The organism is Streptomyces sp. AcH 505 (assembly GCF_000818175.1).
In the GTDB taxonomy this organism is placed as follows: Bacteria; Actinomycetota; Actinomycetes; order Streptomycetales; family Streptomycetaceae; genus Streptomyces.
In genome coordinates this window covers 6,413,307-6,439,363 of record NZ_JTIY01000001.1, presented here as the reverse complement: position 1 = coordinate 6,439,363, position 26,057 = coordinate 6,413,307, and the positions used below count along the sequence as shown (strand labels likewise).

Sequence of the window (26,057 nt, the reverse complement as noted above, 5' to 3'; positions counted from 1 at the left end):
CGGTCGTTGGCCGCGACGTAGGGTGCGATCGCAGCGGGGTCAGCCAGGAGTCACACCTTCCGTACGGTGACCCCGGCCGCGGTCAGCCCGTCGATCTCGTCCTGCGGGGCGGACCGCTCGGTCACCACGGCGTGCAGCGCGGCGGCCGGGGCGACGAACGCCAGGGCCGTACGGGAGAGTTTGGCGGCCTCGGCCACGGCGATGACCCGGCGGGCCGAGGTGATCGCGGCGCGCTTGATCGTCGCGTCGGCGAGATCGTACGCGGTCAGGCCGTCGGCCACGGTCAGGCCGCAGCAGCCGATGACGGCGGTGTCGAAGCGCAGGGCGGCGAGCGACGCCTCGGCCAGCGGTCCGGTCAGGGCCAGTTCGCCGGGGCGCGGCTGACCGCCGGGCAGCAGCAGCGTCAACTGTGTGCCGCTGGTGAGTTCGTTGGCCGCGTGCAGGGACAACGGCATGACGGTCAGCCGTCGGTGCTGAAGCGCGCGGGCCACTTCCAGACAGGTGGTGCCGCTGTCGATGACGACCGACTCACCCTCCGCGATCATGGTGGCGACCTCGGCGGCGATGAGCTGTTTCGCCTCAAGGCCTTCCTGGGTCCTGAGCGCGAAGGGCGGCTCCTCGCCGCGCAGCAGCAGGCTTCGCGCGCCGCCGCGGTAGCGCTCCAGGACCCCCTGGTCGGCCAGCACCTCCAGATCACGGCGGACGGTCATCTCCGAGGCGCCGGTGAGCTCGGCCAGCTCGGCGACGCTGCGTCGGCCGGTCTCGCGCACCGCGTCGCTGATCTGCCTCAGTCGGTCTGTGCTCATATCCCACATTGAACATCGGATGCGTTTGAAACGCAATCTTGTGAACACTTTCCATGTTCGTTATGTTCGTAACCATGGACAGATCACTTCGCGCCGGCCGACTGGCCACGTTCGCCTACTTCGTTCTCAACGGGTTCATCATGGGGATCTGGATCGTCCACATCCCCACCGTCGAGCAGCGGACCGGCGTCAGCCACGCGTTGCTCGGCTGGCTCCTGCTGCTGCTCGGCGGCAGCGCCTTCGCGGGTATGCAGCTGGTGGGGCCACTGACCGACCGGTTCGGCGCCCGGAAGGTCGTCCCCGTGAGCGCGGCCGTGTGCAGTGCGGCGCTGGTGCTGCCCGGTCTGGCCACCAACGCCTGGACGCTGGGCGGCGCCCTGGTGGTGCTGGGCTTCGGCAACGGCTGTCTGGACGTGAGCATGAACGCGCACGCGGTACGCGTCGAGCGCGGCTACGCGCGGCCCATCATGTCCGCCTTCCACGCGCTGTTCTCCATCGGCGGCGTGCTCGCCGCGCTCGTCGGCGCGCTCACCCTGCGGGCGGGCTGGAGCGCCGCGACGACGCTCGGCATCATGGCGCTGCTGGGCATCGTCACGGCCGGTCTCGTCGCCCCCGCACTGCTGCGGCCCGAGCCCGTTCTCCATGAGGACGGCGCCCGCCCGGCAGCCTCGGCGGGCAAGCGCAGGACACCCCGGCGCATCTGGATCCTGGCCGTGCTCGCCTTCATGCTGATGCTCTGCGAGGGCGTGGCCAACGACTGGAGCACGCTCCAGCTGCATGACGTGCTCGACGCACCCGCTGCCACCGCCGCCTTCGCCTACGGGGCCTTCGCCACCGCCATGACCGTCGGCCGCCTGGTCACCGACCGGGTGGCCGCGCGGGTCGGACCGGTCGCCGTGCTGCGCTGGGGCTCGGCCCTGGCCGCCGTCGGCCTGACCCTGGCCGCGCTGTCCCCTGCCGTCCCCCCGGCGCTGGTCGGCTGGGCCCTCTTCGGTGCCGGTCTGTCGGGCTGCATCCCGCAGCTCTTCAGCGCCGCAGGCCACACCGACCCGGAGGCGGCCGGAACCAACGTGTCGCGTGTGGCGGGTCTCGGCTACCTGGGCATGCTCGCGGGACCTGCCGTGATCGGCCCGCTGACCGCGTTCGTACCGCTCAACGTCACGTTCTTCCTGCCCGTGGCCTTCTGCGTACTGGCAGGCTTCACGGCCAGGATCCTGCACGCGAAGCCGTCGGCGCCGGCCGAGGAGGAGAAGACCCCGGTCGCCAACACGACGGCGTCCCAGGAGGCCTGATCCACACGAAAAACCCTGGATATGCTCGGCCCCATGCCGAGCCCCGCCGTGTCCTTCTTCCCCGCCCGTGACGGTGTCCGCCTCGGCTACCGGGAACTGGGCGAGGGCAGGCCGCTGGTCCTGCTGCACGGCATCTCCACCGACGCGACGCTGTGGCTGCGGCACGGCCAGGCCGAGACGATCGCGGCGCACGGCTACCGCGTGATCCTGCCGGACTTCCGCGGCCACGGCGCGAGCGCGAAGCCCCATGAGGCCGAGGCGTATCCCGCCGACATACTGACCGACGACGCCTTCGCGCTCCTCGACCACCTGGGGCTGGACGACTACGACCTCGGCGGCTACTCGCTGGGGGCGCGCATCGTGGTGCGGATGCTGGTGCGCGGCGCCACACCCGGGCGGGCGGTGGCCGCGGGCCAAGGGCTGCGGCAGGTGCTCGGCTTCGGCGGCGGTGCGGGCTCGTTCATGCGGCAGGTCTACGCAGGATCGGCGTCCTTCACGCCGGGTTCGCGGGAGGAGCAGGCGGCGCAACGGCTCCTGGCGGGCGGCGGGGACCCGGTCGCGCTCGTACATGTGCTGGATTCGATCGTCGCCACGCCGGTGGAACTGCTCGGCGGCGTTCAGGTACCGACCCTTGTGATGGTGGGCAGCGAGGACGAGCGGGCCGACTCGGCGGACGCACTGGCAGAGGCGCTGCCCCACGGCACGCGCGCCGTGGTGCCGGGAAACCACGGGACGGCCGTCGCGGCACCGGAGTTCACCACTTCGATCGTGAATTTCCTCACCGACCACCGGTGAGGGCCGGGCTCACCCAGTCCGTATACCGCCGGTCACGGCGATAAACCTGATGCGTGGCGAGATCGCCGCATCGAAGTAACTCAACCGGCATCCCGGGCGAGTTGGGCACACGCCCCGTTACGGTTCCTTGGTGTCTGGACGGATTGCCAGCGATTCACCCTCTGTCTCCCCATAACTCCCCCTATCTCCTCTTTTCTCGCCTGGCGCGCGCACGCCCATCACCGCCGTCGTAAAGGAGCAGTCGCCCGATGACCGTAGAGACCAGTCCGGAAGCCCCGGCGGAGTCGCCTCCGCAGTCCAGCCTGGGCACCGCCGCCGCGCGCAATCTCGCCACGACGACCAAGTCCGCCCCGCAGATGCAGGAGATCACCTCCCGCTGGCTGCTGCGGATGCTCCCCTGGGTGGAGACCAAGGGCGGCACCTACCGGGTGAACCGTCGGCTGAACTACACCGTCGGCGACGGTCGGATCGAGTTCGTCCAGGACGGCGGGAATGTCCGCGTGATCCCCCGTGAGCTGTGCGAACTGGCTCCGCTGCGCGGCTTCGAGGACGACGAGGTACTGGCGGCGCTGGCCGGCCGGTGCGTCCAGCGTGAGTTCCGCGCGGGTGAGGTGCTGGCCGAACGCGGCTCCCCCGCCGAGCAGATCCAGCTGATCGCCCACGGCAGGATCAAACAGACCTCCGTCGGGAAGTACGGCGACGAGGTGACCGTCGCCACGCTCGCCGACGGCGGCAGCTTCGGTGAGAACGCCCTGCTGGACACCGACGCCACGTGGGACTGCACCGCCACCGCCCAGACCGCCGGCACCTTGCTCACCCTGTCCCGCGCCGACTTCGACGCCGTGGTGTCCTCGGCGCCGGGCCTGCGGTCCCATCTGCAGGAGTTCGGCCCGCGCGCCGACCGGCGGCAGAACCGGCACGGCGAGGCCGAGATCGCCATGTCGGCAGGGCACACCGGCGAGGCCCAACTGCCGGGTGCCTTCGTCGACTACGAACTCCACCCGCGCGAGTACGAACTCTCCGTCGCGCAGACGGTGCTGCGCATCCACACCCGGGTCGCCGACCTCTACAACGACCCGATGAACCAGACCGAGGAGCAACTGAGGCTCACGATCGAGGCGTTGCGCGAGCGCCAGGAGTACGAGCTGATCAACAACCGCGAGTTCGGTCTGCTCCACAACGCCGCCTTCAAACAGCGGATCGAGACCCACTCCGGGCCGCCCACCCCTGACGACCTCGACGATCTGCTCTGCCGCCGCCGTGGCACCAAACTCTTCCTGGCCCACCCCCGGACGATCGCGGCGATCGGGCGCGGGTTGAACGCCTACGGGCTCCATCCCGACCACATCGACCTCGGCGGCCAGCGGGTGCCGGCCTGGCGCGGGGTCCCCATCCTGCCGTGCAACAAGATTCCCGTCAGCAAGGAGAACACCAGCTCGATCCTCGCCATGCGCACCGGCGAGGACAACCAGGGGGTCATCGGTCTGCGGCAGACCGGGCTGCCGGAGGAGTACGAGCCGGGCCTGTCCGTGCGCTTCACGGGCATCAACGAGCAGGCGATCATCTCGTACCTGGTCACCACCTACTACTCAGCGGCGATCCTCCTGCCCGACGCGCTCGGCGTGCTGGAGAACGTACAGATCGCGCACCGGCCGGACAGGGCCTAGGCCGCCCCATCGGTCCCGTGGCGAAACCCACCACCTCACCTAGGAGTTACGGATGCCCGATCCTGGGCCCTCCCCTCTGCAGCTGAGCCCCGTCCTGGAACGGCTCCTGTGCGGCCCGAGCGGTCTCGGCACGACCGGTCTGCACTTAGGCCGGCGTGCGGAGCCACCGGCTCCTCCCGATCCCGGCCCACCGGCGGAGGGGGCGCCGGAGGAGGCCGCGCCGGAGACCACACCGGACAGCGCACCGGAGGGCACACCGATCCCGGGGCTCTACCACCATCGGGTGGCGGAGCCCGACGCGGCGCGGGTGGCGGAGGTCAGCCGCAGGATCAAGGAATGGGCGGTGGACGAGGTCCAGGCGTTCCCGCCCGAGTGGGAGGACCAGTTCGACGGCTTCTCCGTCGGCCGCTACATGGTCGCTTGCCATCCGGACGCGCCCACCGTCGACCACCTGATGATCGCCACCCGGCTGATGGTCGCGGAGAACGCCGTCGACGACTGCTACTGCGAGGACCACGGCGGCTCACCCGTGGGCCTGGGCAGCCGCCTCCTGCTGGCGCACACGGCGCTCGACACCCTGCACACCACGAAGGAGTACGAACCGGCCTGGGCCGCGTCGCTGCAGTCGGACGGCCCACGGCGCGCCTACAGCTCCGCCATGGCCTACTTCACCGAGCAGTCCACCGCCTCACAGGCCGACCGGTACCGGCACGACATGGCGCGGCTGCATCTCGGCTACCTGGCGGAGGCCGCGTGGTCCGAGACGGAGCACGTGCCCGAGGTGTGGGAGTACCTGGCGATGCGCCAGTTCAACAACTTCCGCCCCTGCCCCACCATCACCGACACCGTCGGCGGCTACGAACTCCCCGCCGACCTGCATGCCCAGCCGGCCATGCAGCGGGTCATCGCACTGGCGGGCAACGCCACCACCATCGTCAACGACCTCTACTCGTACACCAAGGAACTCAACAGCCCGGGCCGGCATCTCAACCTGCCCGTGGTGATCGCCGAACGGGAAGGCCTGTCCGACCAGGACGCCTATCTGAAGGCGGTCGAGGTCCACAACGAACTCATGCACGAGTTCGAAGCCGAGGCCGCGGCACTGGCGGCCGCCTGCCCCGTCCCGAACGTGCTGCGTTTCCTCCGGGGCGTGGCCGTGTGGGTCGACGGCAACCACTACTGGCACCGGACAAACACCTACCGGTACAGCCTGCCGGACTTCTGGTAAGGAGCGCATCTCACTGTGACCAGCACCGAACTCACCAACGGTACCTCCGTGTTCATCCCCACCCCCGCCTCTCCCTACCAGGGTGACATCGCCCGGTACTGGGACGGCGAGGCGCGGCCGGTGAACCTGCGCCTCGGCGACGTGGACGGGCTCTACCACCACCACTACGGCATCGGCGACGTCGACCACGCCGCCCTCGGGAAGGCGCACGAGAGCGGCCACGAGAAGAGGCTGATCGCCGAGCTGCACCGGCTGGAGTCGGCGCAGGCCGAAGTCCTGCTGGACCAGCTCGGTTCGATCGGGCGCGCGGACACACTGGTGGACGCCGGGTGCGGCCGGGGCGGTTCGATGGTGATGGCCCATCAGCGGTTCGGCTGCAACGTCGAAGGTGTCACCCTGTCGGCCAAGCAGGCCGACTTCGCCAACCGCCGCGCCCATGAACTGGGCATCGACGACCACGTCCGCGCCCGGGTGTGCAACATGCTCGACACGCCCTTCGAGACCGGGCAGGCCGCCGGCTCCTGGAACAACGAGTCGAGCATGTACGTCGATCTGGACGACCTGTTCGCCGAACACTCGCGCGTGCTCGCCGTCGGCGGCCGGTACGTCACCATCACCGGCTGCTGGAACCCGCGTTACGGCCAGCCGTCGAAGTGGGTATCCCAGATCAACGCGCACTTCGAGTGCAACATCCACTCGCGCAGGGAGTATCTGAAGGCCATGGCCGACCACCGTCTCGTCCCGCAGGCGGTCATCGACCTGACGCCCGAGACGCTGCCGTACTGGGAGCTACGGGCCACGTCCGAACTGGTCACCGGCATCGAGGAGGCGTTCATCAACTCGTACAGGGACGGCTCGTTCCAGTACGTCCTGATCGCGGCGGACCGCGTCTGACCGTCGCGGAGCGCCGACCGCCGGCGGAAGGTCAGGGGCCCAGTACCCCGGGCCCCGGGCCTTCCACCGGTCGACGGGTGTTCGTTCGAGGGGCTTCCTCAGCCGTTCGTGCCAACGGGACCGGGGCGCAACAAGTAGGTGTCCATGATCCAGCCGTGCCGGGCCCGCGCTTCGGCGCGTACCTGCTGGATGTGGTCGGAGACCTCGTCCAGCGGCCCGGCCACCAGGATCTCGTCCGGCGTGCCGATGTAGGCACCCCAGTAGATCCATAGGCCCCTGCCCGTCAGATGCCGGAACGTCTGGTGCCCGTCGAGCATGACGACGATGTCGCCGTCGTCGTCGGGGAAGCCTTCGGCGAGTCGGCGGCCGGGGGTGATGTGGACGGGGCGGCCGACCTGGTTGAGGTTGACGCGGTGGCGCGCGGCCAGGGCGGAGACGCTGCTGATGCCCGGGATCACCTCGTGGTCGAAGGCCACGTCGCCGCGGGCCTTGATGTCTTCCAGGATGCCGAGCGTGCTGTCGTACAGCGAGGGATCGCCCCACACCAGGAACGCCCCGCACCGGCCAGGGGCGAGTTCGTCGCGGATGAGCCGTTCGCAGATGTCGGCGCGCCGCTGCCGCCAGTCGTGGACCGCCGTCGTGTAGCCGGACCGTTCGTCCTGAGTGCGGTCACGCCAGGGGTCGTCGGCCTCGACGACGCGGTACGGGCCGGACGCGTGCTCGTCGAGCATGTCCCGGCGCAGCTGTGTCAGGGCGTTCTTCTCCGGACCCTTGCCGAGTACGAAGAAGACCTGCGCCCTGCCGATGGCCTTCACGGCAGCGAGTGTCAGATGGTCGGGGTCCCCTGCCCCGATGCCGATGACCAGGAGGTGCCGCGCCTCAGTGTTGCTCATGGGGCGATTGTCCTCCTCGACCGGCCCGACCCGCCCCGCCCCGACGGGCTCGACCGGCTCGACGGGCTCGACCGGCTCGACGGGCGATTCGCTGTCCTTCTCAGCCGCTGAAGAAGTCACCCAATGAGGTGGCAAGGGCGTCCGGCGCCTCTTCGGCCATGTGGTGCCCGGAGTCGATCCCGTGGCCGTGTACGTCGTCGGCCCAGCACGCCCAGGGTGCCACCGGGTCGCCGTACAGATCCTCCAGATCGTCGCGGAGGGACCACAGGATCAGCGCGGGGCAGCGGAGGCGCGCCCCGGCGGCCCGGTCTGCCTCCTCCGCCTGCCGGTCGACCGTGAGTCCGGCCCGGTAGTCCTCCAGCATGGCCCGGACCACGGCGGGATTGCGCGTGGCCTGACGCCACTCGTCGTAGTTCTCCTGCCCCATGCTCAGCGGATCGCCGTGGTACCAGCTGTCCGGGTCGGCGTTGATGACGCGCTCCGGAATGTCCGGCTGGGCGAAGAAGAACCAGTGCCACCACTGCGTCGCGAACTGCACGCTGATGCGCGCGAGATGCTCGGTGAGCGGCACGCCGTCCAGGAACGCCACGCGTGACACCGCGTCGGGGTGGTCGAGGGCGAGCCGGAACGCCACGTAGCTGCCGCGATCGTGACCGGCCAGTGCGAACCGTTCGTGTCCCAGCGAACGCATCACCGCCACGAGGTCGTTCGCGACGGCGCGCTTGGAGTGGGCGGAGTGGTCCGCCGTCGGCGCCGGGCCCCGCGAGCGACCGTATCCGCGCAGGTCGGGGCAGACGACGGTGAAGCCGCGCCGGACCAGCTGCGGTGCGACGCGGTGCCATGTCGCTGACGTCCGGGGATGACCGTGCAGCAACAGAACCGGCGGCCCCTCCCCCGCGTGGCGGACGAAGATCGACGCGTCGTCGACCTGCCGGTGCTCCGCCACGAAGTTGTCGAACATCGCCCCCGCCTCTCGCGTGAACACCACGGCCCTACCGCCCCGGTACCCGGGACGGCCGTGCGCAGTCACCCAGGTCAGCGGGGGCTGAGGCCGTGCACCGTCAGGCCGAGGAGGCGGTGTGCCTCAGCGACGGGGTCCTGGTGGTGTTCGGTGGCCAGGGCGATGCCCGTGACCAGCGTGACCAGGTCGGCGACCGTCACATCGGGCGCCACGGCGCCGGCCCTCGCGGCGTTCCGCAGCAGCGGGTCGACGGCCCCGCCGAGCTTCGCCGAGCAGACGTTCACATGGTCCGCGTCGTCCGCCCCGTCCTGGACCAGTGCGTCGGCCATTCCCCGTGCGGAGGCCGAGTACGTGGTGAGATCGCCCAGCCACTCCAGCAGCGCGGCCCGCGCATCGGCGGCGTCGGCCAACTCCGCCGCGCGGGCGCACAGGACTTCGACCCGCTCGCTGAACACCGCCTGCAACATCGCGCGCCTGCCCGGGAAGTGCCGCCGCACGGTGGCGGAGCCGACGCCCGCGACGCGGGCGATCTGTTCGAGGGAGGCGTCGCCGCCGTGCGCGGCGACCTCCGCCTCGGCGACGGCGAGGATCCGCGCGTAGTTACGCCGGGCGTCAGCGCGCTGGACGGTCATGACGTCATCTCCGGGGTTGCTAAGCGGCGGGGCCCTCCGTATCGTACCGGAACGTAAGTGGCGGGCCTCGCCACTTAGCTGCGCTTCACCACCCGAGGAACACCATGCCTACTGAATCCGCACCCGCCCTGGTCATCGGCGCCACCGGCCGGCAGGGCGGCGCCACCGCCCGCGCCCTGCTCGCTTCGGGCATCCCGGTCCGCGCCCTGGTCCGTGACCCGGCGACCGACCGGGCGAAGACCGTCGAAGCGCTCGGCGCCGAACTGGTCACCGGCGACCTGGACGACCTGGGCTCGGTGACCCGGGCGGCAGAGGGGGCGCGCGCCGTCTTCTCGGTCCAGATGCCCGACGTGACCGGACGCGCCTTCGAGGGCGAGCTCGCCCAGGCCGTCAATCTGATCGAGGGCGCACGGGCGGCGGGCGTACCGCAGTTCGTGCACACGTCCGTCTCGGGCGCCGGGCAGCACACGAGCTGGGTCAAGGACGACTGGGCCTGGATGGAGCCGTACTACACGGCGAAGTCCGGGATCCAGGACCGGGTGCGTGAGGCGGGCTTCACGCACTGGACGCTGATCAAGCCGGGCTTCTTCATGGAGAACTTCCTGCCCTCCCTGGAGATCATGTTCCCGCGGGGAGTCGACGCCGGGCTGGTGAGCCTGTTGAAGCCCGCGACCCGGCTGTCCCTGGTCGCGGTGGACGACATCGGTACGACGGCCGCCGCGGCGATCGCGGAGCCGGAACGGTTCCACAAGGTCGAGCTGGAGCTGGCGAGCGACAGCCTGACGATGGCGGAGATCGCGGAAATCCTCTCGCGCGCCCTCGGCAGGGAGCTGGCGGCGCCCGACATGACGAAGGAGGAAGCGCTCGCGGCCGGAATGCCCGACATGGGATTCGGGCAGTCACACCTCAACGAGACCCCGCAGCCGGCGCACCCGGAGTTCGCGCGGGCCCTGGGCCTGCCGCTGACGCCCTTCGAGACATGGGCACGCACGCGCTGGCTTGCCTGAGCACGGCGATCCACCGACGGCGAGGAGCCCGCCCGTGAGGACCCCCACACTCCCGTCCCTGCTGGGCGTGTTCGCCCACCCGGACGACGAATCCCTCCTGACGGGCTGCACCTTGGCCCACCACGCGTCCACCCGGCCGACGCCTTGAGCATCCTGGGCACCGGCAAACCAGCCGGACGGCCCTGGGTGCGGCGCCGCGCCGCTGGACGAGGTGATCGCCCAACTGGCCGAGCGAGTGCGGGCGTTCCGCCCGGACCACCGGCACACCCACTGGGTATACGGGCACACTGGTACCCGAGAGCCCCCGCACAACCCGCCCGCCACCCGTCCCTCAGCGGAGGGCATCGAATGCTCCCGTCTCCGTCCGCGTCCCGCGCGCCGGCGTCGGCGCGCCGAAGCGGGCCACGTAGTGCCAGACCCGCTTGAGGGACTGTTCGTCGTGGTCGCCGGTGTGCGCGGCTGTTCCTATCGAGCGTGGGGTCAGGCGGCCCGCCTGCGCTATCGATTCGCCCAAGGCCACGAACTCCGCACCCCGGTAGTCCGGATGGCGTCGTAGTTCCTCCGTGGTGAGGGTGAAGCCCGGGTGCCATTCGAGCGGGCACGGCAGGCGGCGGGCCGAATCTTCCACCTCCGTACCCCGGTAGCAGGGGTCCAGGACCAGTGCCTCCACGTCGTCCTTCAGCACCAGGGGGCCGTGGACCTGCGCCTCGATGTAGTCGTCCAGTGCGTCCCGCCTGTCCGCCTCGGCCAGTTCGACCAGGGGCATGCGGGACGCCACTGCGAAGTCCGACGGTTCCAGGAAGCTGTCCGGGTAGCAGAACGTCGTCCTCGGCAGCGTCTCGCACCTCAGCCGGAAGTGGGCCGAGCCGAAGCGTGGTGCCGCGCCCACCTGCTTATGGCGGAAGTTCAGCGCTCCGTAGACCGGGCGCTCTTCCGCCGGCGCGGCGTCGTACGCCCCGCCGAAGATCCGGCTCTCCCAGCGCCACCGGTCACCGCCGGGGTGGGCGGTCAGGCCGCCGTTGCTCGTGCCCGTCACGAACTGCGAGCGGTACACGCCGTCCTCGGCCAGGGCGTCGAGGATCGGTTTGCCTCGCACCGCTCGGTCCGGATGGAAGTTGAGGGTCACGCGCAGCGCCGGATCCAGCGGGCCGCCCGAGGAGCGCTCCGTGACGTGCCGGAGGGCCCGCTCGTACGGCGTCGAGGTCGAGGTCGAGGAGGGTCGGGAACTCATCGGCGCAGTTTCGCGCACGCCCTGACGTCGGCGCACGCCCATTACCGGCTCACCCCGGCAGCGATCTTGTACCGTTACGCGGCATGACGTCCTGGTTGCCCCTGCACGCACTCCCCCGGCTGATCGGCGCCATCCTGTTCGGCGTCGTGGTCGGCGTGCTCGTCGGCATTCCGGCCGAGAATCCGGTCGGTGTCCTCACCGGCATCGCCGTGACCGAGACCGTCTTCGTCGTGACCGGCTGGTTCGTGCTGTGGCCGATGGACGCCGGCAGCACCCATCGCAACGCCCGGCGCGAGGACTTCCAGCCCGCGATCGAGGAACTCGTCGTCGTCGCCACGGCACTGTGCGGTCTGGTCGGCATCGTCGTCCTGCTCCTCGCGGGGAAGTCAGGGCAGGGCAACGTCGCCGCCGCGCTCGCGCTCGCCGGGGTGTTCACGGCGTGGGCGGCGCTGCACCTGATGTACGCCACCCGTTACGCGTATCTGTACTACTGCCCGTCGGACGGTGGCATCGACTTCAACTCCGACGAGCCGCCCGCGTACCGGGACTTCCTCTACTTCAGCTACAACCTGGGCATGACGTACCAGGTGTCCGACACCGGTGTGTCCGACTCGACGATCCGGGCCGTCGCGCTGCGGCACTGTCTGCTCTCGTACGTCTTCGGTACGAGCATCCTGGCCACCACCATCAACCTCGTCACCGGAATCGTCACCGGCTGAGTCCCCCGTCCCGCCGCACCGCCCGTCCCGCCGCCCGCCCCGCCGGACGCCTCTTCCTGTCCGTGCCCCTCAGCACGCTCCCCGCCCGCACAGGCATACTCAGGCTCTGCGTACGCATCGGCGTCCGCGATAAGCAGGAGGTGGGCGATGGTGTCGGCGTCGGGGACCGAACCCCGCAAAGTCACGATCAACGATGTCGCCAGATCCGCCGGGGTGTCCCGGCAGACCGTGTCGCGGGCGCTGAACGACAAGGGTGAGATCGACGGCTCGACCAAGCAGCGGGTGCTGGACGCGGCCCGTGCCCTCGGGTACCGGCCCAGCCGGTTCGCCCGCGGGCTCGTCCGGCAGGACACCACCACCATCGGGCTGGTCATTCCCGATCTCCTCAACCCGTTCTTCACCGAGGTCGCCGCCGCCGCGCTGGAGGCGGCCAGGGCCCGCGGCTGGCATGTCGTCGTGTACGACACCGCCGACCGGGCCGAGGAGGAGCTGGGGACGTTGCAGGTCATCAGCTCGCAGGTGGACGCGGTCGTCGGGTACTTCAGCTGTCCCGAGGACGAGCTGGAGATATTCACCCGCGGCATGCCGGTGGTGCTCATCGGCCGTGAGCACCACACCGCACGGTTCAGCTCGATCTGGATCGACGGCGCGGAGGGCGTCCACGCCGCTGTGGCACATCTGGTCGCGGAGGGCCACACCCGCATCGGCATGCTCGACCACCACGGCCGCGCCGAGCCGAGCATCCGCCGCGAGTGGTTCACCACGGCGGCGAAGGCGTACGAGATCGACGCGGACATGGTGGTGGGCGCCGACCAGTCGGCGGACGGCGGCGGGGCGGCGCTGGGGACCCTGCTCGCCACGTATCCGGACGTCACCGCAGTGTTCACCTTCAACGACATCATCGCGATCGGCGCGCTGCGCGAGGCACGCAGGCTCGGCAGGAGCGTGCCGCGGGAGCTGGCCGTGATCGGCTTCGACGGTCTGCAGCTCGGCGCGCTCGTGGAGCCGCCGCTCTCCAGTGTCGCCCTCGACACACGCAAGCTCGGCGGGCTCGCCATCGAGCAGGTGGCACGGCTGCTGACCGGGGTGGATCCGCTCGGGAACGCCGGTCTCGTGGTCCGGGCCGAGCTGAGACTCGCCGGGTCCGCTTAACCTGCCGGACTCGTGGGTGACTCGAAAGTCTTGACACTCGACCGTACGGGAGCGCAAAATTTCGAACACTTTCCACCACGTGAGCGTTCACGTGAACGTTCACGGGAACGCTCACGGGCCAGGAGTACCTGCCTGAAGTACCTGCCCAGAAGGCATCCCGCCTTGAGGAGTCAACGTCGACCCGTCTAGCGCCTCCGCTAGTCGTTCTCTGGAACGGAAAATATGAGCAGCACAGTCACGCGCATCCGCCTCGTCGCCGTCGCGGCGGCAGCCGGTATCGCTCTCCTCGCCGGGTGCTCTTCGCCGGCTCCGTCGGACAAGGCGTCCGCGGCCTCCTGTGCGCCCGCCAAGGGCAAAGTCACACTCCAGTACTGGAACACCGTTCCCGGTATGGACCAGGTCGTCGCCCTGTGGAACAAGAAGAACCCGGACATCCAGGTCCAGTCGAAGAACATCTCCAACGACCAGTACGGCACCATCGGCAACGCCCTCAAGGCGGGCAAGGCCCCGGACCTCGCCCAGGTCGGCTACGACGAACTGCCGGCGCTGCGCACCCAGAGCGCGTTCGTCGACGCCTCCGCCTGCTCGGCGGCCAAGGACGCGAAGTCGAAGTTCGTGCCGTGGACCTGGTCGCAGGCCAGCTTCGACAACACCGGTGTGTTCGCCTTCCCGCAGGACACCGGGCCGATGGCCCTCTACGTGCGCAGTGACATCTTCAAGCAGCACAACATCGCGATCCCGAAGACGTGGGACGAGTACGCGGCCGCCGCCGAGAAGCTGCACAAGGCGGACCCCGCCCTCAGCATGACGTTCTTCGACCCGAACAACGCCGAGTGGTTCAACGGGCTGCTGTGGCAGAACAACGCCCACATGTACAACTACTCCGGTGACAAGTGGCACGTCACCGTCGAGTCCGCCCAGAGCAAGCAGGTCAGCGAGTACTGGCAGAAGCTGATCGACGACAAGGTCGTCCGCACCGACCTGGCCAACGGCTCGACGCAGATGTACGCCGCGTACCAGAAGGACCAGATCGCCAGCTACGTCGGCGCCGCCTGGGGCTACAGCATGTTCCGCGACAACCTGCCCAAGCAGGCGGGCAAGTGGTCGATCGTCCCGATGCCGACCTGGGGCTCGAACCCCGCGTCCGGCGACTGGGGCGGCTCGACCGTCGGGTTCATGAAGGGCAGCAAGCACCTGTACGAGTCGGTCAAGTTCAACTCCTGGCTGAACACCGACCCGGAGGCGCTGGCGCTGGAGAACAAGGTGGGCGGCCTCTACCCGGCGGCCACGGCGGGTACGAAGCTCCCCGCGCTCTCGCAGGGCGTCCCGTACTACAACAACGAGAAGATCTTCGACGTCTTCGCCGACTCGTCGAAGAACATCGACACCAGCTTCGCCTGGAGCCCCACGCAGAAGACGGTCAACCTGGCCCTCCAGGACGCGATGGCGAAGGCGGCGGCCGGCGACGGCACGCTCAGCGACGCCCTCGCGGCCGCCCAGGCCTCCGCGCTGAAGTCGATGAAGGATCAGGCGATCCCGGTTACCGCGGGCAAGTGACTGCCGCATGACTGAGACCGCAACCCCGGCGACCGGCGTGCCGGCCGCACCCCGGGGCCGCCGCCGCCTTAACGGCGGCGGCCCGCGGGCGGGCACCATCGCCGCGTTCGTGACCCCGTTCTTCCTCCCGTTCGTGCTGTTCTACCTGGTGCCGGTCGGCTACGCGATCTGGCAGAGCCTGCGTGTGGTGCGCCGCACCGGCGGCCAGTACGGCACGTCGTACACCACCTTCGGCGGCTTCGAGCAGTACGGGAAGGTCTTCGAGAACACCGAGTTCTGGTCCAGCATCGGACGCATCGGATTGTTCGGCATCGTGCAGGTGCCGGTCATGCTGTTCGTCGCGCTGGTCATGGCGCTGCTGCTCGACACTCCCCTGCTGAAGCTCAAGGCGTTCTTCCGCATCACGGCGTTCATGCCGTACGCCGTGCCCGGTGTGATCGCCGCGATCATGTGGTCGTATCTCTACTCGCCGCAACTCAGCCCGCTCGTCGACCTGTTGAAGCACATCGGGCTGCAACCCGACTTCCTGGGCCCCGGCGCGGTGCTGTGGTCGGCGGCGAACGTGTCCACCTGGCTGTGGACCGGCTACAACATGCTGATCATGTTCTCGGCGCTCCAGGCGATCCCGCAGGAGCTGTACGAGGCGGCGAAGCTCGACGGTGCGAGCAACTGGACGATCGCGTGGCAGATCAAGGTCCCGATCATCGCCCCGTCCATCGTCCTCACCACGGTGTTCTCCATCATCGGCACCTTGCAGCTCTACGCGGAGCCGGCCGTGCTGCGGCAGATCTCCTCGAACATCTCCAGCACATTCACACCGAACATGCTCGCCTACGCCGTGGCCTCCGGAAACAACTACCAGCAGGCGGCGGCGATCTCCGTGGTCATCGCCGTCATCACCTTCGTCCTGAGTTTCGGCTTCATGCGACTGACCTCGAAGAAGGCCGGACTGTGAACAACCAGACCCTGAACCGCGAAAGCCGCGTCAGCCGCACCGCTGTCATGGCTCTGATGTTCCTGCTGGCGATCTACTTCCTGCTGCCGGTCTACTTCCTGATCGTCGCCGCGACGAAACCGCAGGGCGACCTCGCCTCCACCAACGGTCTCGCGTTCTCGCACTTCAACCTGTTCGACAATCTGAGCACCCTGTTCACCCGCAGCGACGGCATCTTCGGCCGGTGGGCGCTCAACACCGTGATCTACGCGGGACTCGGCGCGGCCGTCGGCACCCTGATCTCCGCGCTCTGCGGCTACGCGCTCGCCAAGTTCCACTTCCGCGGGCGGGAGTTCCTGTTCTCGGTGATCCTCGGCGGCGTACTCGTCCCCACCACGGCGCTCGCGCTGCCGCTGTTCCTGCTGTTCTCGGCGACCGGCATCGTCAACACCTACTTCGCGGTGTTCCTGCCCAGCATCGTCAGCCCGTTCGGTGTGTATCTGGCGCGCATCTTCGCCGCTGCCGCCGTCCCGCAGGAGATCCTGGAGTCGGCGCGGCTGGACGGTGCGGGCGAGTTCCGTACGTTCTTCTCGGTGGCGTTCAAGCTGATGACGCCGTCGCTGGTGACCATCTTCCTGTTCCAGTTCGTCGCCATCTGGAACAACTTCTTCCTGCCGATGGTGATGCTGCAGAAGGAGTCGCTGTTCCCGATCACACTCGGCCTGTACGAGTGGAACGGCCAGACCGCCCGCGCGCCGCTGCTCCAGGAGTCCGTGATCACCGGCTCCCTGGTCTCGATCGTGCCGGTGATCATTGTGTTCATCCTCCTCCAGCGCTTCTGGCGTACCGGACTCGCTTCCGGCTCCCTCAAGTAAGGTCCCCTTCCTCATGCAGAACTCCGCCGTTTTCGTGCCCCATTTCCATTGGGACCGGGAGTGGTACGAGCCGTTCCAGGTGTTCCGGCACCGGCTCGTCGCCGCCCTCGACACCGTGCTGGAGACGGCCGAGGCCAACCCGGACTTCCGGTTCACGGTCGACGGGCAGATGGCCGCTGTCGAGGACTATCTGGAGATGCGGCCGGAGAACCGCGACCGGGTCAAGGCCCTGGTCACCGGCGGCCAACTCGCCGTCGGACCCTGGCTGATCCTGCTCGACGAGTTCCTCTGCTCGGGCGAGACCATCGTGCGCAACCTGCAGATGGGCTGGGCGGCCGCGGCGAAGCTCGGCGGGTCGATGCCCATCGGCTACCTGCCGGACATGTTCGGCCATGTCGCGCAGATGCCGCAGATCCTGGCACGCGCCGGGATCGAGCACGCCGCGCTGTGGCGCGGTGTGCCGGGCTCCGTCGAGGGCCATGCCTTCCGCTGGCGCGCGCCCGACGGTTCCGAGGTGCGCACGGAGTTCCTTTTCGACGGGTACGACAACGGCCTCGACGTGCTGCTCGTGCCCGACCAGATCGGCCGGGCGCTGGACGAGTACGCGCAGATGACGGCCGAGCGGTGGGGCGACGACCCGCTGCTCGCGATGGCCGGCACCGACCACAACGCACCCGACCCGCGCCTCGCGTCCTGGCTGCGCGACGCGGCCGGCGAGCAGCGTCCCATCACCATCGCGACCCTCGCCGAATACATCCGCGAGCATGTGCGTGACGATGTCTCCGCCGTCGTCACCGGAGAGCTGCGCAGCCATGTGCGCGGCAACATCCTTCCCGGTGTGCTCTCCGTACGGCTCGCACTCAAGCAGCGGATGGCCGTCGCCGAACGCACCGTCGACCACGCCGAGCGGATCAACGCGCTGTGGTCCCGGCGCGACGACTCGCCGTTCCTCGCGCTCGCCTGGCACAAGATCATCGAGTCGACGGCGCATGACTCGGTCGTCGGCTCCGGCACCGACGAGACCTCCGACCAGGTCGAGGCGCGACTCGCGGAAGCCACCCACACCGCGCGGGCGGTCCGGGACGCGGCCCTGGCCGAGCCGGCGGCCCGCGTGCCGAGCGACGGTTATCTGGTCGCCAACCCGCTGCCGTTCCCGCGAACTTCGCTGGCCGAGGTCGATGTCGTGGCTCCGCCCGAGGGGACCGAACTCATCGCGACGGGCGCCGACGGCTCGGCGCGTCCGGTGCAGTTGACCTCGACGGCACCGACCGTGCTCAGCGACGAGCGCATGGACGCGTCGCAGCTCGAACGTGTGCTGCGCCGCATCCACCGCCGCGAGCTCTTCGGCCGGCTGATCGACCGCTACGAACTCACCCCGGGATCGCTGGTCTTCCACCTCGCCGAGGTGCCGGCCGACGGGCCCTTCGACCTGCTGATCCTGCGCCGGGACGTGGCCGCCGCCGCTGCCGCCCACCCCGGCGAGTGGCGGGTGCTGACGCTGGAGGAAGCGCGCGCGACCGCGCTGGTGCCGGTGCGCGTACCCGCCTCGGGACTCGCGGGTTTCCGGGTCGAACCGATCGAAGTGACCGCCGAGTTGGCGACGGATCTCACCCCGGCGACCGGCACGGACCGGACACTGTCGAACGGACAGGTCGAGGTGACGGTCGCCGCCGACGGGACGCTCGACGTGACCGGGGCCGACGGGACCGTACTGCGCGGCGTGGGCCGTCTCGTGGACGGCGGTGACCGCGGCGACAGCTACAACTACGCCCCGCCGGGCCAGGACGTGCTCGTCTCGGAGCCGGTGGACGTCACCGTCGAACTCCTGGAGAACGGCCCGCTGCGGTCGAGGCTGCGGATCACCCGGAGCTACGAGTGGCCGGCCGCGCTCTCCGCCGAGCGTGACGTGCGCGGCGACCGGACGGTCCGCACGCCGGTGGAGACCCTGGTGGAGGTGCGGGCGGGTGAGCCGTTCGTGCGGGTCTCCACGTCGTTCCTGAACCAGTCGGCCGACCACCGGCTGCGCTTCCACGTACCGCTGCCCGAACCGGCGGCGGTGTCGGCCGCCGCCGGGCAGTTCGCCGTCACCGAGCGCGGACTGACCGCCGAGGGCGGCTGGGGCGAGTACCCGCTCCCGACCTTCCCCGCGAGTTCGTTCGTCTCGGCCGGCGCGGCGACCGTCCTGCTGGACCACTCCACCGAGTACGAACTCGTGGGCGAGGGCAGCGAACTGGCCGTCACACTGCTGCGGGCGATCGGCTCCATCAGTGTCAACATCCATCCGCTGCGTGACGAACCTGCGGCCGGCGAGATCCCCGCGCCGGGCGCGCAGGATCTCGGTGTGCGCATCGAGAACCGCCTCGCCGTCCTGCCTTCGGCGTCCGGCTGGCAGGGCGCGAACGCGGTCGCTCTCGCCGAGGAGTTCCGCAACGACGTGCTGGTCACCCGTGGGACCGGGGCCGCCGGACGTCAACTGCCGCCCGCCGAGACGGGTGTACGGGTCGAAGGGGCGGACGTCCTCGTGTCCGGCATCCGCCGTCTCCCGGAGGGCGGCATCGAGGTGCGGCTGGTCGCGATGAGCGACACCGGCTCGACCGCCCGGGTGACCGGCGCGTTCACCGAGGCAGCCACGGTCGATCTGCTCGGCAGGCCGCTCGGCACCACGCCGGTCAGCGACGCGCTCGAACTCGCCCTCGGACCGTGGGAGATCAGAACAGTCGTGGTCCGGTGAGCACCGGCACCCCGCGCACGGAACATTCCTGACCTTCCGCCACCTCCCTTTTCTTGAGAAAGAGTTGTGACCTCTTGGCCTCCGACGTTTCCGCCTATGTCTCGGACCTCGCCCCCGGACGAGGCGCGCTGCGCCCGGCGCGCTCGTGGCTGCACTCCGACGCCCCCTCCCGCTCACTGAACGGGCAGTGGAGTTTCCGGCTGTCGAAGTCGGCGCCAAGTGACGGGGATTTCGCGCCGACGGGCTTCGACGACAGCGGCTGGGACGCCATCCCGGTGCCCGCGCACTGGGTGCTCCAGGGTGACGGGGCCTACGGCCGGCCGATCTACACGAACGTGCAGTTCCCGTTCCCGATCGACCCGCCGTACGTGCCGGACGAGAACCCGACCGGCGACTACCGCCGCCACTTCGACCTGCCCGAGGACTGGACGGGGGCCGAACGCGTCGTGCTGCGGTTCGACGGTGTCGAGTCGCTGTTCAAGGTGTGGGTGAACGGGGACGAGATCGGCAGCGCGAGCGGCAGCCGGCTCGCCCACGAATTCGACGTCACACCCTCGGTCCGTCCGGGCGACAACGTCGTCGCCGTACGGGTGCATCAGTGGTCGGCGGCCAGCTATCTCGAAGACCAGGACCAGTGGTGGCTGCCGGGCATCTTCCGCGACGTCACGCTGATCGCCCGGCCGGCGGCGGGCATCGAGGACCTCTGGCTGCGCGCCGGGTTCGACGCGGGACACGGCCGGATCGAGCCGGAGATCACCGCCGACCCCGCGGCGTTCCCCGTCACGCTGCGCGCCCCTGAACTCGGCGTCGAGCAGGTCTGGTCGACGGCGGCCGATGTGGCGCCGGTCGACATCGCCGGTGTGGAACCCTGGTCGGCCGAACGGCCGCGCCTGTACGACGTCACGGTGTCGTCGGCGGCGGAGACCGTCACCGCACGTGTGGGTTTCCGTACGGTCGAGATCCGCGGCGACCAGTTCCTGGTCAACGGCAGCCGTGTGGTGTTCAACGGGATGAACCGCCACGAGACCCACCCGGAGCGTGGCCGTGTCTTCGACGAGGAGCACGCCCGCGAAGACCTGGCCCGGATGAAGCGGTTCAACGTCAACGCGATCCGCACCAGCCACTATCCGCCGCATCCACGGCTGCTCGACCTCGCCGACGAACTCGGGTTCTGGGTCGTCCTCGAATGCGATCTGGAGACACACGGCTTCGACAAGGTCGGCTGGTCCGGCAATCCGAGCGACGACGTGGCCTGGCGTGCGGCGTATCTGGACCGTGTCGAGCGCACCGTCGAACGCGACAAGAACCACCCCAGTATCGTGATGTGGTCGCTCGGCAACGAGGCGGGCACCGGCAGCAATCTCGCCGCGATGTCGGCGTGGGTCCACGCACGCGACACCGGACGGCCCGTGCACTACGAGGGCGACTACACCGGCGAGTACGCCGACGTCTACTCCCGCATGTACTCCTCCGTGCCGGAGACCGAACAGATCGGCACCGACGGCTCGCGCACATCGCTGCTGGGCTGCACTCCGGCGCAGGGCGCCCGGCAGCGCACCAAGCCGTTCCTGCTCTGCGAGTACGCGCACGCGATGGGCAACGGACCGGGTGCGCTGGACGACTACCAGGCGCTCGTGCACACGTACCCACGGCTGCACGGCGGTTTCGTCTGGGAGTGGCGCGACCACGGCATCCTGGCGAAGGCCCCGGACGGTACTCCGTACTACGCGTACGGCGGTGACTTCGACGAGGTCGTGCACGACGGCAACTTCGTCATGGACGGCATGGTGCTGAGCGACGACGTCCCGACACCCGGCCTGCACGAGTACAAGGCGGTCGTCCAGCCGATCCGCTTCGCCTTCGACGGCGACGACATCGTCCTGACCAATCTGCGGCATTCGGCCGACACGGCCGATCTGCGGTTCCGGTGGCGGGTGGAGCACGACGGCGCGCTCGTCGACTCCGGGGAACTGCCGGTCCCCGCCGTCGCCGCGGGCGGGTCGGCGCGGGTGCCGCTGCCCCCGATATCCGTGGCGGACGAGGCGGAGACCTGGCTCACGCTCGACGCGGTACTGGCGGTCGGCACCGCCTGGGCGGACGAGGGCCATGTGCTGGCGACCGCTCAGCTCGACCGGTCAACGCGGCTTCCCGTCAACGGCGTTCGTCCCGAGACCGAGTGGCGGCGCAGCGACGGCACACTGACGCTCGGTATCGCGGAGTTCGTGAACGGCTCGCTCGTACGTCTCGCCGGACGCCCGGTGGCGGGGCCGCGTCTTGAGCTGTTCCGGGCCCCCACCGACAACGACGAAGGCACGTCGGGCGAGGTCGAGGAGAGCGACGCCGGTGTGGCCGGGGTCTCCAACGCCGAACTGTGGCGCGCCGAAGGGCTGAACAGGCTGACCACCCGCCTGGTGTCCGTGGAGCGCACCGCGCGGGCCCTGCGGACCGTCGCGAAGGTCTCGGCGGCGAACTCCGCCTCGTCCGTCGTCGTGGAGTCGCTCTGGTCGCTCGACGGCGAAGGACTCGAACTCCGCGTAGACATAGAGCCGTCGGGCGGTTGGTCGACGGTGTGGCCGCGCATCGGGATCCGGTTCGAGCTGCCGGACGGCGCGGCCCCCGTGGACGGCGCCGAGTGGTTCGGGCTCGGCCCGTACGAGTCGTACCCCGACAGCATCCGCGCGGCCCGCACCGGCCGCTTCTCCGCCTCGGTCCACGAGCTCTCGGTCGACTACGCGCGCCCCCAGGAGACGGGCCACCGCTCGCAGGTGCGCCGGCTCGCACTGACCAGCAAGGGACGTACGGTGCTACGCGTCGCGACGCTCCCGGACAGCCGGGGACGCCGCCCGGGCTTCACCCTCAGCCGCCACACGCCGCAGCAGATCGCCCAGGCCGACCACCCGTTCGAGCTGCCCGTTTCGACGGCGAGCCAGCTGACCCTCGACGCGGCCCAGCACGGACTCGGTTCACGCGCGTGCGGCCCGGACGTACGACCGGAGTTCGCGCTGCGCCCCGAGTCCCGCACGATCAGGCTCCGTATCTCCGAGGGCTGAGCCGCGGGGGCACGGAACCAAAAGCGTCCCGGGCCGGACGGCCCTGAGGCAGTCCGGTCCGGGACAGTGTGACGGTGCTCAACCCTTTGTCATCGGAAGGAGCGGTGCGGTTTCGGCAGGGTCACGCGGGACGGGCCGTGCCAGGCCCGCTCTGTGGAGAAGAGCGGGTCGGCCGCTCGCCCGGTGACCACCGGCAGGGTGATGCCGCTGCCCGCCAGGTCGACGCTGATCCGGGCGCCGGTGGCCCGGTCGCTCTGGATGTCGGTGTCGGTGCCGACGAGCACCAGCGCGAGCCGGTGTCCGGCCTTGAAGACGTAGTCCTGCGGGAGGGTGTCCCAGCGGACCGGCGTGGCGACGCCCGGTTCCACCGGGGTCGGGTGGCTGAGCGAACGACGGTTCTGGGCGTCGATGTAGCCGCGCGCCACCACGTTGACGTCGGACGTCACCGTGTCGGTGACCACCTGCTTGTAGCAGGCGTCGTCCAGCGCCGTGCTCTCACCGTTGCAGTCCTCGGTGGTGAGGGTCTTCACCCCTTCCCTGCCGTCCAGGTAGTTGACCCGGGTGTCGGTGCCGTAGTCGACGAGGAGCGCGCCGAGGTTCGCCGTCGGCTTGTCCAGCTTGACCTTGAGGCTCACCTTCGGCGTACCGGACACCCTGGTGTCGCGCGTCAGCGGCGGTGTCGTGTAGGCGAGGCGGTACGGTGCGGCGGCCGTCGGGTCGCTCACCACCGTGGCCTCGTCCTGCCCGGTGTCGGTGTAGGTGGCGGTGCCCCTGGCCGCTGCGAGACCGAGCCCGCCGTCCGCCTGCGGACGCAGGGTGACCGGCTTGGCCTGCGGCGCCGGCCAGTCGGACTGGGTGGCCCAGGTGTCGGGACCGACCTCCAGGTCCACCCGCGGCTTCTTCATGATGTCGTTGGGTATGCGCCACAGCCAGTGGTCGAACCACTGGTGCAGGGTGTCCACCCAGGCGTCGCGCCGGTAGTCGAACGGGTCGACATGGCCGTACTGGGACAGCCACACCTTGCGCGGGACGCCCTGCTCGGCCAGCCCCGACCACCACGTGGAGAACTGGTTGGGCTTGACGTTGAGGTCGTTGAGACCCTGCGTGGCGAACACGGACGCGTGCACCTTGCTCACGTCGCCGATGGTTCCGCTGCGGTAATCCCGTTCTTTCCAGAAGGCGTTGTAGTCGCCGGTCGTGTCGTCCTGGCCTGTCAGCAGCTCCTGCTGCACCGCGGCGCACTTGGCGGGCGGATCGGTGTCGACGGTGTCGGCGAGGCCGTCCTCCTGGTGCCGGGAGAACAGGGTGCCGCTCATGCGGCTGTAGTCGTACCAGGAGCTGATCGCCGAGATCGGCACGATCGTCTCCAGGCCCTTCACCCCGGTCGCGGCGACGCCGTTGGCCAGCGTGCCGTCGTAGGACTTGCCGATCATGCCGGTACGGCCGGTCGTCCAGCTCGCCTTGACCCGCTTGCCCTGCGCGTCGTACGCCGTGGCGCGGCCGTTCAGCCAGTCGACGACGGCCTTGCCGCCGAGCACGTCGGAGGCGCCGCCCGAGGTCGGGCAGCCGTCGGACTTCGTCGTCCCGTCCATGTCGACGTTCAGCACGGCGTAGCCGCGCGGCACGAAGTAATTGTCGTAGTACAGCGGTGACTTGGTCTGGACCCCGGCGGCGTCGTAGGTCTTGCGCTCCGACTCGTTGCCGCGGCCGAGATTGTCGTAGTACGGGCTCTCGTCCATGATGACGGGGACCTTGAGCCCCCGGTCGCTCTCCCTGGGGCGGACGATGTCCACCCTGATCAGGTCCTTCTTGCCGTCGCCGTCGGAGTCGACGGTCGACTGCACCCGGACGTACTCCCTGATGGCGTCCTGGTACGAGAAGACGGGCTGCGTCCCGTCGGCGGTGACCTTGATGGAAGGTTTCTGCGCCGCATGGGCGGCGGCAGGCATCCCGGCCGCCGCGAGGGCGGCCGTGACGGCGAGCGAGACGAGAGCTCTTCGGTGTGATGGGATCCGCATGCACTACCTCCTGGGGGGTTACGCGCGCAATCTCCCGCAGACGATCACTCATCCACAAGCGACATTCACGCCACTCATGGGGATTGACCTCCGCGAACCGCGAGGTAGGCTTACCTAAGTTTTCTACCGGTGAACTCGTAAGCGTTAACGTCAATCAACGCGTGAACCTTCAGCCTGCGACAACGGCTCGGGGTAAGCGTGGACGACGCTGAGTTGACCGTGGCTGCCCCGGCCGGGAATGGATCCGCCCGGTGGTACGGCACATACCCGAAGAGATACCCGAAGAGCAGCTGCCCCGGCGCCGATCGCCCTTCTCCCGCCGGGTGCGGGGTCTCGCGATGGACACCGCCCCCTTGCAGATCGCGTCGTTCCGGCGGCTGTGGACGTCCACGGTCGTCACCTCGGTCGGCAGCCAACTCACCGCCGTCGCCGTCCCCTTGCAGATCTACGACGACACGCACTCGTCGGTCTGGGTGGGGGTGTCCGGCGTGGTGGCCCTGGTGCCGCTGGTGGTGTTCGCGCTGTGGGGCGGCGCCATCGCCGACATGATGGACCGGCGCAAGCTGCTGCTCATCAGCAACTGCGGCATCGCCGCCACCTCACTGCTGTTCTGGGCGCAGGCAGCGGCGGGACTGCACTCGGTGTGGGTCCTGATGGTCCTGCTCGGGCTCCAGCAAGGCCTGTTCGGGATCAACTCGCCCACCCGGACGGCCTCGGTGGCCCGGCTCGTACCGCCCGAGCAGCTGCCGTCGGCGACGGCGCTGATCTCCACCGTGACCCAACTCGGCCAGATCGTGGGACCGATGCTGGCCGGTGTACTGGTGCCGGTGGTCGGCCTGTCGAGTCTGTATCTGTGCGACACGATCGCGCTGTGCGCGACGCTCTGGGCGGTGTGGCAGCTGCCCCCGCTGCCACCACTGGGCGGCGTGGTCCGGCGGGCCGGGCTGCGGGACGTGGTCGAGGGGTTCCGGTATCTGTCGACGCAGCGGCTGCTGCTGGTGTCGTTCCTGGCCGACGTGATCGCGATGGTGTTCGGGATGCCGCGCGCGCTGTTCCCGCAGATGGCGCAGGTCGACTTCGGCGATCCGCCGGGCGGCGGCTACGCGCTCGGCGTGCTCTACGCGGCGATTCCGGCCGGCGCCCTGCTGGGCGGTCTGCTGTCCGGCACGTTCGCCCGGGTACGACGGCACGGGGCGATGGTGGTGGGCGCCGTGTGCGCCTGGGGCCTCGCCGTGGCCGTGTTCGGTCTTTCCGGGCCGCTGTGGCTGGCGGCGGTCGCCCTGGCCGTGGCGGGCGCCGCCGACATGGTCTCGATGGTCTTCCGCGGCTCCATCCTGCAGCTGGCGGCGACGGACGAGATGCGTGGCCGGATGCAGGGGGTGTTCACCGTGGTCGTCGCGGGCGGTCCTCGGCTGGCGGACGCCCTGCACGGCGTGACCGGCTCGTCGATCGGCCCCCGCGCGACCGTGACGGGCGGGGGGCTGCTGGTCGTGCTGGCCATGCTCGCGATGGCCTTGGCCGTACCGGCGTTCTGGCGCTACCGCCTGGCGACGACACCGACGGAACAAATCCTGGAGAAGTGACGGGGCGGCGCCAGAAGGCTGGACGAGAAGGA

The 26,057-nt window shown here is 69.7% G+C and carries 19 protein-coding genes and 1 pseudogene; 14 read left to right on the top strand and 6 right to left on the bottom strand.

Annotated features, from left to right (window positions below; translation table 11 throughout):
* Positions 1–50: 50 nt before the first annotated feature.
* On the bottom strand, positions 51–806 hold the full coding sequence (locus HY68_RS28645) for a DeoR/GlpR family DNA-binding transcription regulator (RefSeq protein ID WP_041994227.1): 756 nt from the start codon (positions 804–806) through the stop codon (positions 51–53).
* 74 nt (positions 807–880) lie between these two features.
* On the opposite strand from HY68_RS28645, the gene HY68_RS28640 reads away from it, so the two are divergent.
* The 5 genes and pseudogenes from HY68_RS28640 to HY68_RS28620 all read left to right on the top strand — a co-directional run bounded on the left by HY68_RS28640 (position 881) and on the right by HY68_RS28620 (position 6,682).
* The gene (locus HY68_RS28640) at positions 881–2,098 is read left to right on the top strand and encodes an MFS transporter (protein ID WP_041997447.1); all 1,218 of its coding nucleotides are present in this window, start codon (positions 881–883) and stop codon (positions 2,096–2,098) included.
* Positions 2,099–2,131: 33 nt separating this feature from the next.
* Positions 2,132–2,893 (top strand): alpha/beta hydrolase, encoded by a 762-nt coding sequence (locus HY68_RS28635; RefSeq protein WP_041997445.1) that lies wholly within the window; start codon positions 2,132–2,134, stop codon positions 2,891–2,893.
* 248 nt (positions 2,894–3,141) lie between these two features.
* The gene (locus HY68_RS28630; RefSeq protein WP_041994225.1) at positions 3,142–4,560 is read left to right on the top strand and encodes a family 2B encapsulin nanocompartment shell protein; all 1,419 of its coding nucleotides are present in this window, start codon (positions 3,142–3,144) and stop codon (positions 4,558–4,560) included.
* 94 nt (positions 4,561–4,654) lie between these two features.
* Positions 4,655–5,788: pseudogene (locus tag HY68_RS28625) on the top strand (family 2 encapsulin nanocompartment cargo protein terpene cyclase); the annotation flags it as partial.
* Positions 5,789–5,803: 15 nt separating this feature from the next.
* Entirely contained in the window at positions 5,804–6,682 is an 879-nt protein-coding gene (locus HY68_RS28620; RefSeq protein WP_041994223.1) for a geranyl diphosphate 2-C-methyltransferase, read from the top strand.
* A gap of 98 nt (positions 6,683–6,780) precedes the next feature.
* Here HY68_RS28620 and cobF read toward each other — a convergent pair whose 3' ends face one another.
* The 3 genes from cobF to HY68_RS28605 form a co-directional block, all read right to left on the bottom strand.
* Positions 6,781–7,575, bottom strand: coding sequence for a precorrin-6A synthase (deacetylating) (gene cobF / locus HY68_RS28615; protein WP_041997441.1), 795 nt, complete (start codon positions 7,573–7,575; stop codon positions 6,781–6,783).
* A gap of 100 nt (positions 7,576–7,675) precedes the next feature.
* Positions 7,676–8,536, bottom strand: coding sequence for an alpha/beta hydrolase (locus HY68_RS28610; protein WP_041994220.1), 861 nt, complete (start codon positions 8,534–8,536; stop codon positions 7,676–7,678).
* Positions 8,537–8,610: 74 nt separating this feature from the next.
* Complete coding sequence (locus tag HY68_RS28605) at positions 8,611–9,168, bottom strand: TetR/AcrR family transcriptional regulator (protein ID WP_041994217.1); 558 nt, start codon at positions 9,166–9,168, stop codon at positions 8,611–8,613.
* A 104-nt stretch (positions 9,169–9,272) separates the two neighbouring features.
* Between HY68_RS28605 and HY68_RS28600 the strand changes: the two genes are divergently transcribed.
* Complete coding sequence (locus HY68_RS28600) at positions 9,273–10,175, top strand: NmrA/HSCARG family protein (RefSeq protein ID WP_041994214.1); 903 nt, start codon at positions 9,273–9,275, stop codon at positions 10,173–10,175.
* A gap of 331 nt (positions 10,176–10,506) precedes the next feature.
* Here the strand turns inward: HY68_RS28600 and HY68_RS28595 are convergent, their stop codons facing one another.
* On the bottom strand, positions 10,507–11,406 hold the full coding sequence (locus HY68_RS28595) for a DUF3626 domain-containing protein (protein ID WP_041994211.1): 900 nt from the start codon (positions 11,404–11,406) through the stop codon (positions 10,507–10,509).
* Positions 11,407–11,489: 83 nt separating this feature from the next.
* Between HY68_RS28595 and HY68_RS28590 the strand changes: the two genes are divergently transcribed.
* From HY68_RS28590 to HY68_RS28560, 7 genes are all read left to right on the top strand, one after another.
* Positions 11,490–12,125 (top strand): DUF1345 domain-containing protein, encoded by a 636-nt coding sequence (locus HY68_RS28590; RefSeq protein ID WP_041994208.1) that lies wholly within the window; start codon positions 11,490–11,492, stop codon positions 12,123–12,125.
* A 147-nt stretch (positions 12,126–12,272) separates the two neighbouring features.
* A complete protein-coding gene (locus tag HY68_RS28585) occupies positions 12,273–13,277 on the top strand; it encodes a LacI family DNA-binding transcriptional regulator (protein ID WP_041994206.1) in 1,005 nt (334 codons plus the stop codon).
* Between the two features lie 222 nt (positions 13,278–13,499).
* Complete coding sequence (locus tag HY68_RS28580; RefSeq protein ID WP_052457210.1) at positions 13,500–14,834, top strand: extracellular solute-binding protein; 1,335 nt, start codon at positions 13,500–13,502, stop codon at positions 14,832–14,834.
* Between the two features lie 7 nt (positions 14,835–14,841).
* On the top strand, positions 14,842–15,789 hold the full coding sequence (locus HY68_RS28575; protein WP_041994202.1) for a sugar ABC transporter permease: 948 nt from the start codon (positions 14,842–14,844) through the stop codon (positions 15,787–15,789).
* On the top strand, positions 15,786–16,643 hold the full coding sequence (locus tag HY68_RS28570; RefSeq protein WP_041994198.1) for a carbohydrate ABC transporter permease: 858 nt from the start codon (positions 15,786–15,788) through the stop codon (positions 16,641–16,643). The genes HY68_RS28575 and HY68_RS28570 overlap by 4 nt, the downstream gene beginning before the upstream one ends.
* A gap of 13 nt (positions 16,644–16,656) precedes the next feature.
* Entirely contained in the window at positions 16,657–19,374 is a 2,718-nt protein-coding gene (locus HY68_RS28565) for a glycoside hydrolase family 38 C-terminal domain-containing protein (RefSeq protein ID WP_041994195.1), read from the top strand.
* 74 nt (positions 19,375–19,448) lie between these two features.
* A complete protein-coding gene (locus tag HY68_RS28560; protein WP_041994192.1) occupies positions 19,449–22,424 on the top strand; it encodes a glycoside hydrolase family 2 TIM barrel-domain containing protein in 2,976 nt (991 codons plus the stop codon).
* Positions 22,425–22,513: 89 nt separating this feature from the next.
* On the opposite strand, the gene HY68_RS28555 is transcribed toward HY68_RS28560, so the two are convergent.
* Positions 22,514–24,442 carry a Xaa-Pro dipeptidyl-peptidase gene (locus HY68_RS28555; protein WP_041994189.1) on the bottom strand — a complete coding sequence of 643 codons (1,929 nt, stop codon included), beginning with the start codon at positions 24,440–24,442 and terminating at the stop codon, positions 22,514–22,516.
* A 290-nt stretch (positions 24,443–24,732) separates the two neighbouring features.
* Here HY68_RS28555 and HY68_RS28550 point away from each other — a divergent pair, with 290 nt between their 5' ends.
* Positions 24,733–26,025, top strand: a complete 1,293-nt coding sequence (locus HY68_RS28550) for an MFS transporter (RefSeq protein ID WP_241778800.1) — start codon at positions 24,733–24,735, stop codon at positions 26,023–26,025.
* Positions 26,026–26,057 lie beyond the last annotated feature (32 nt).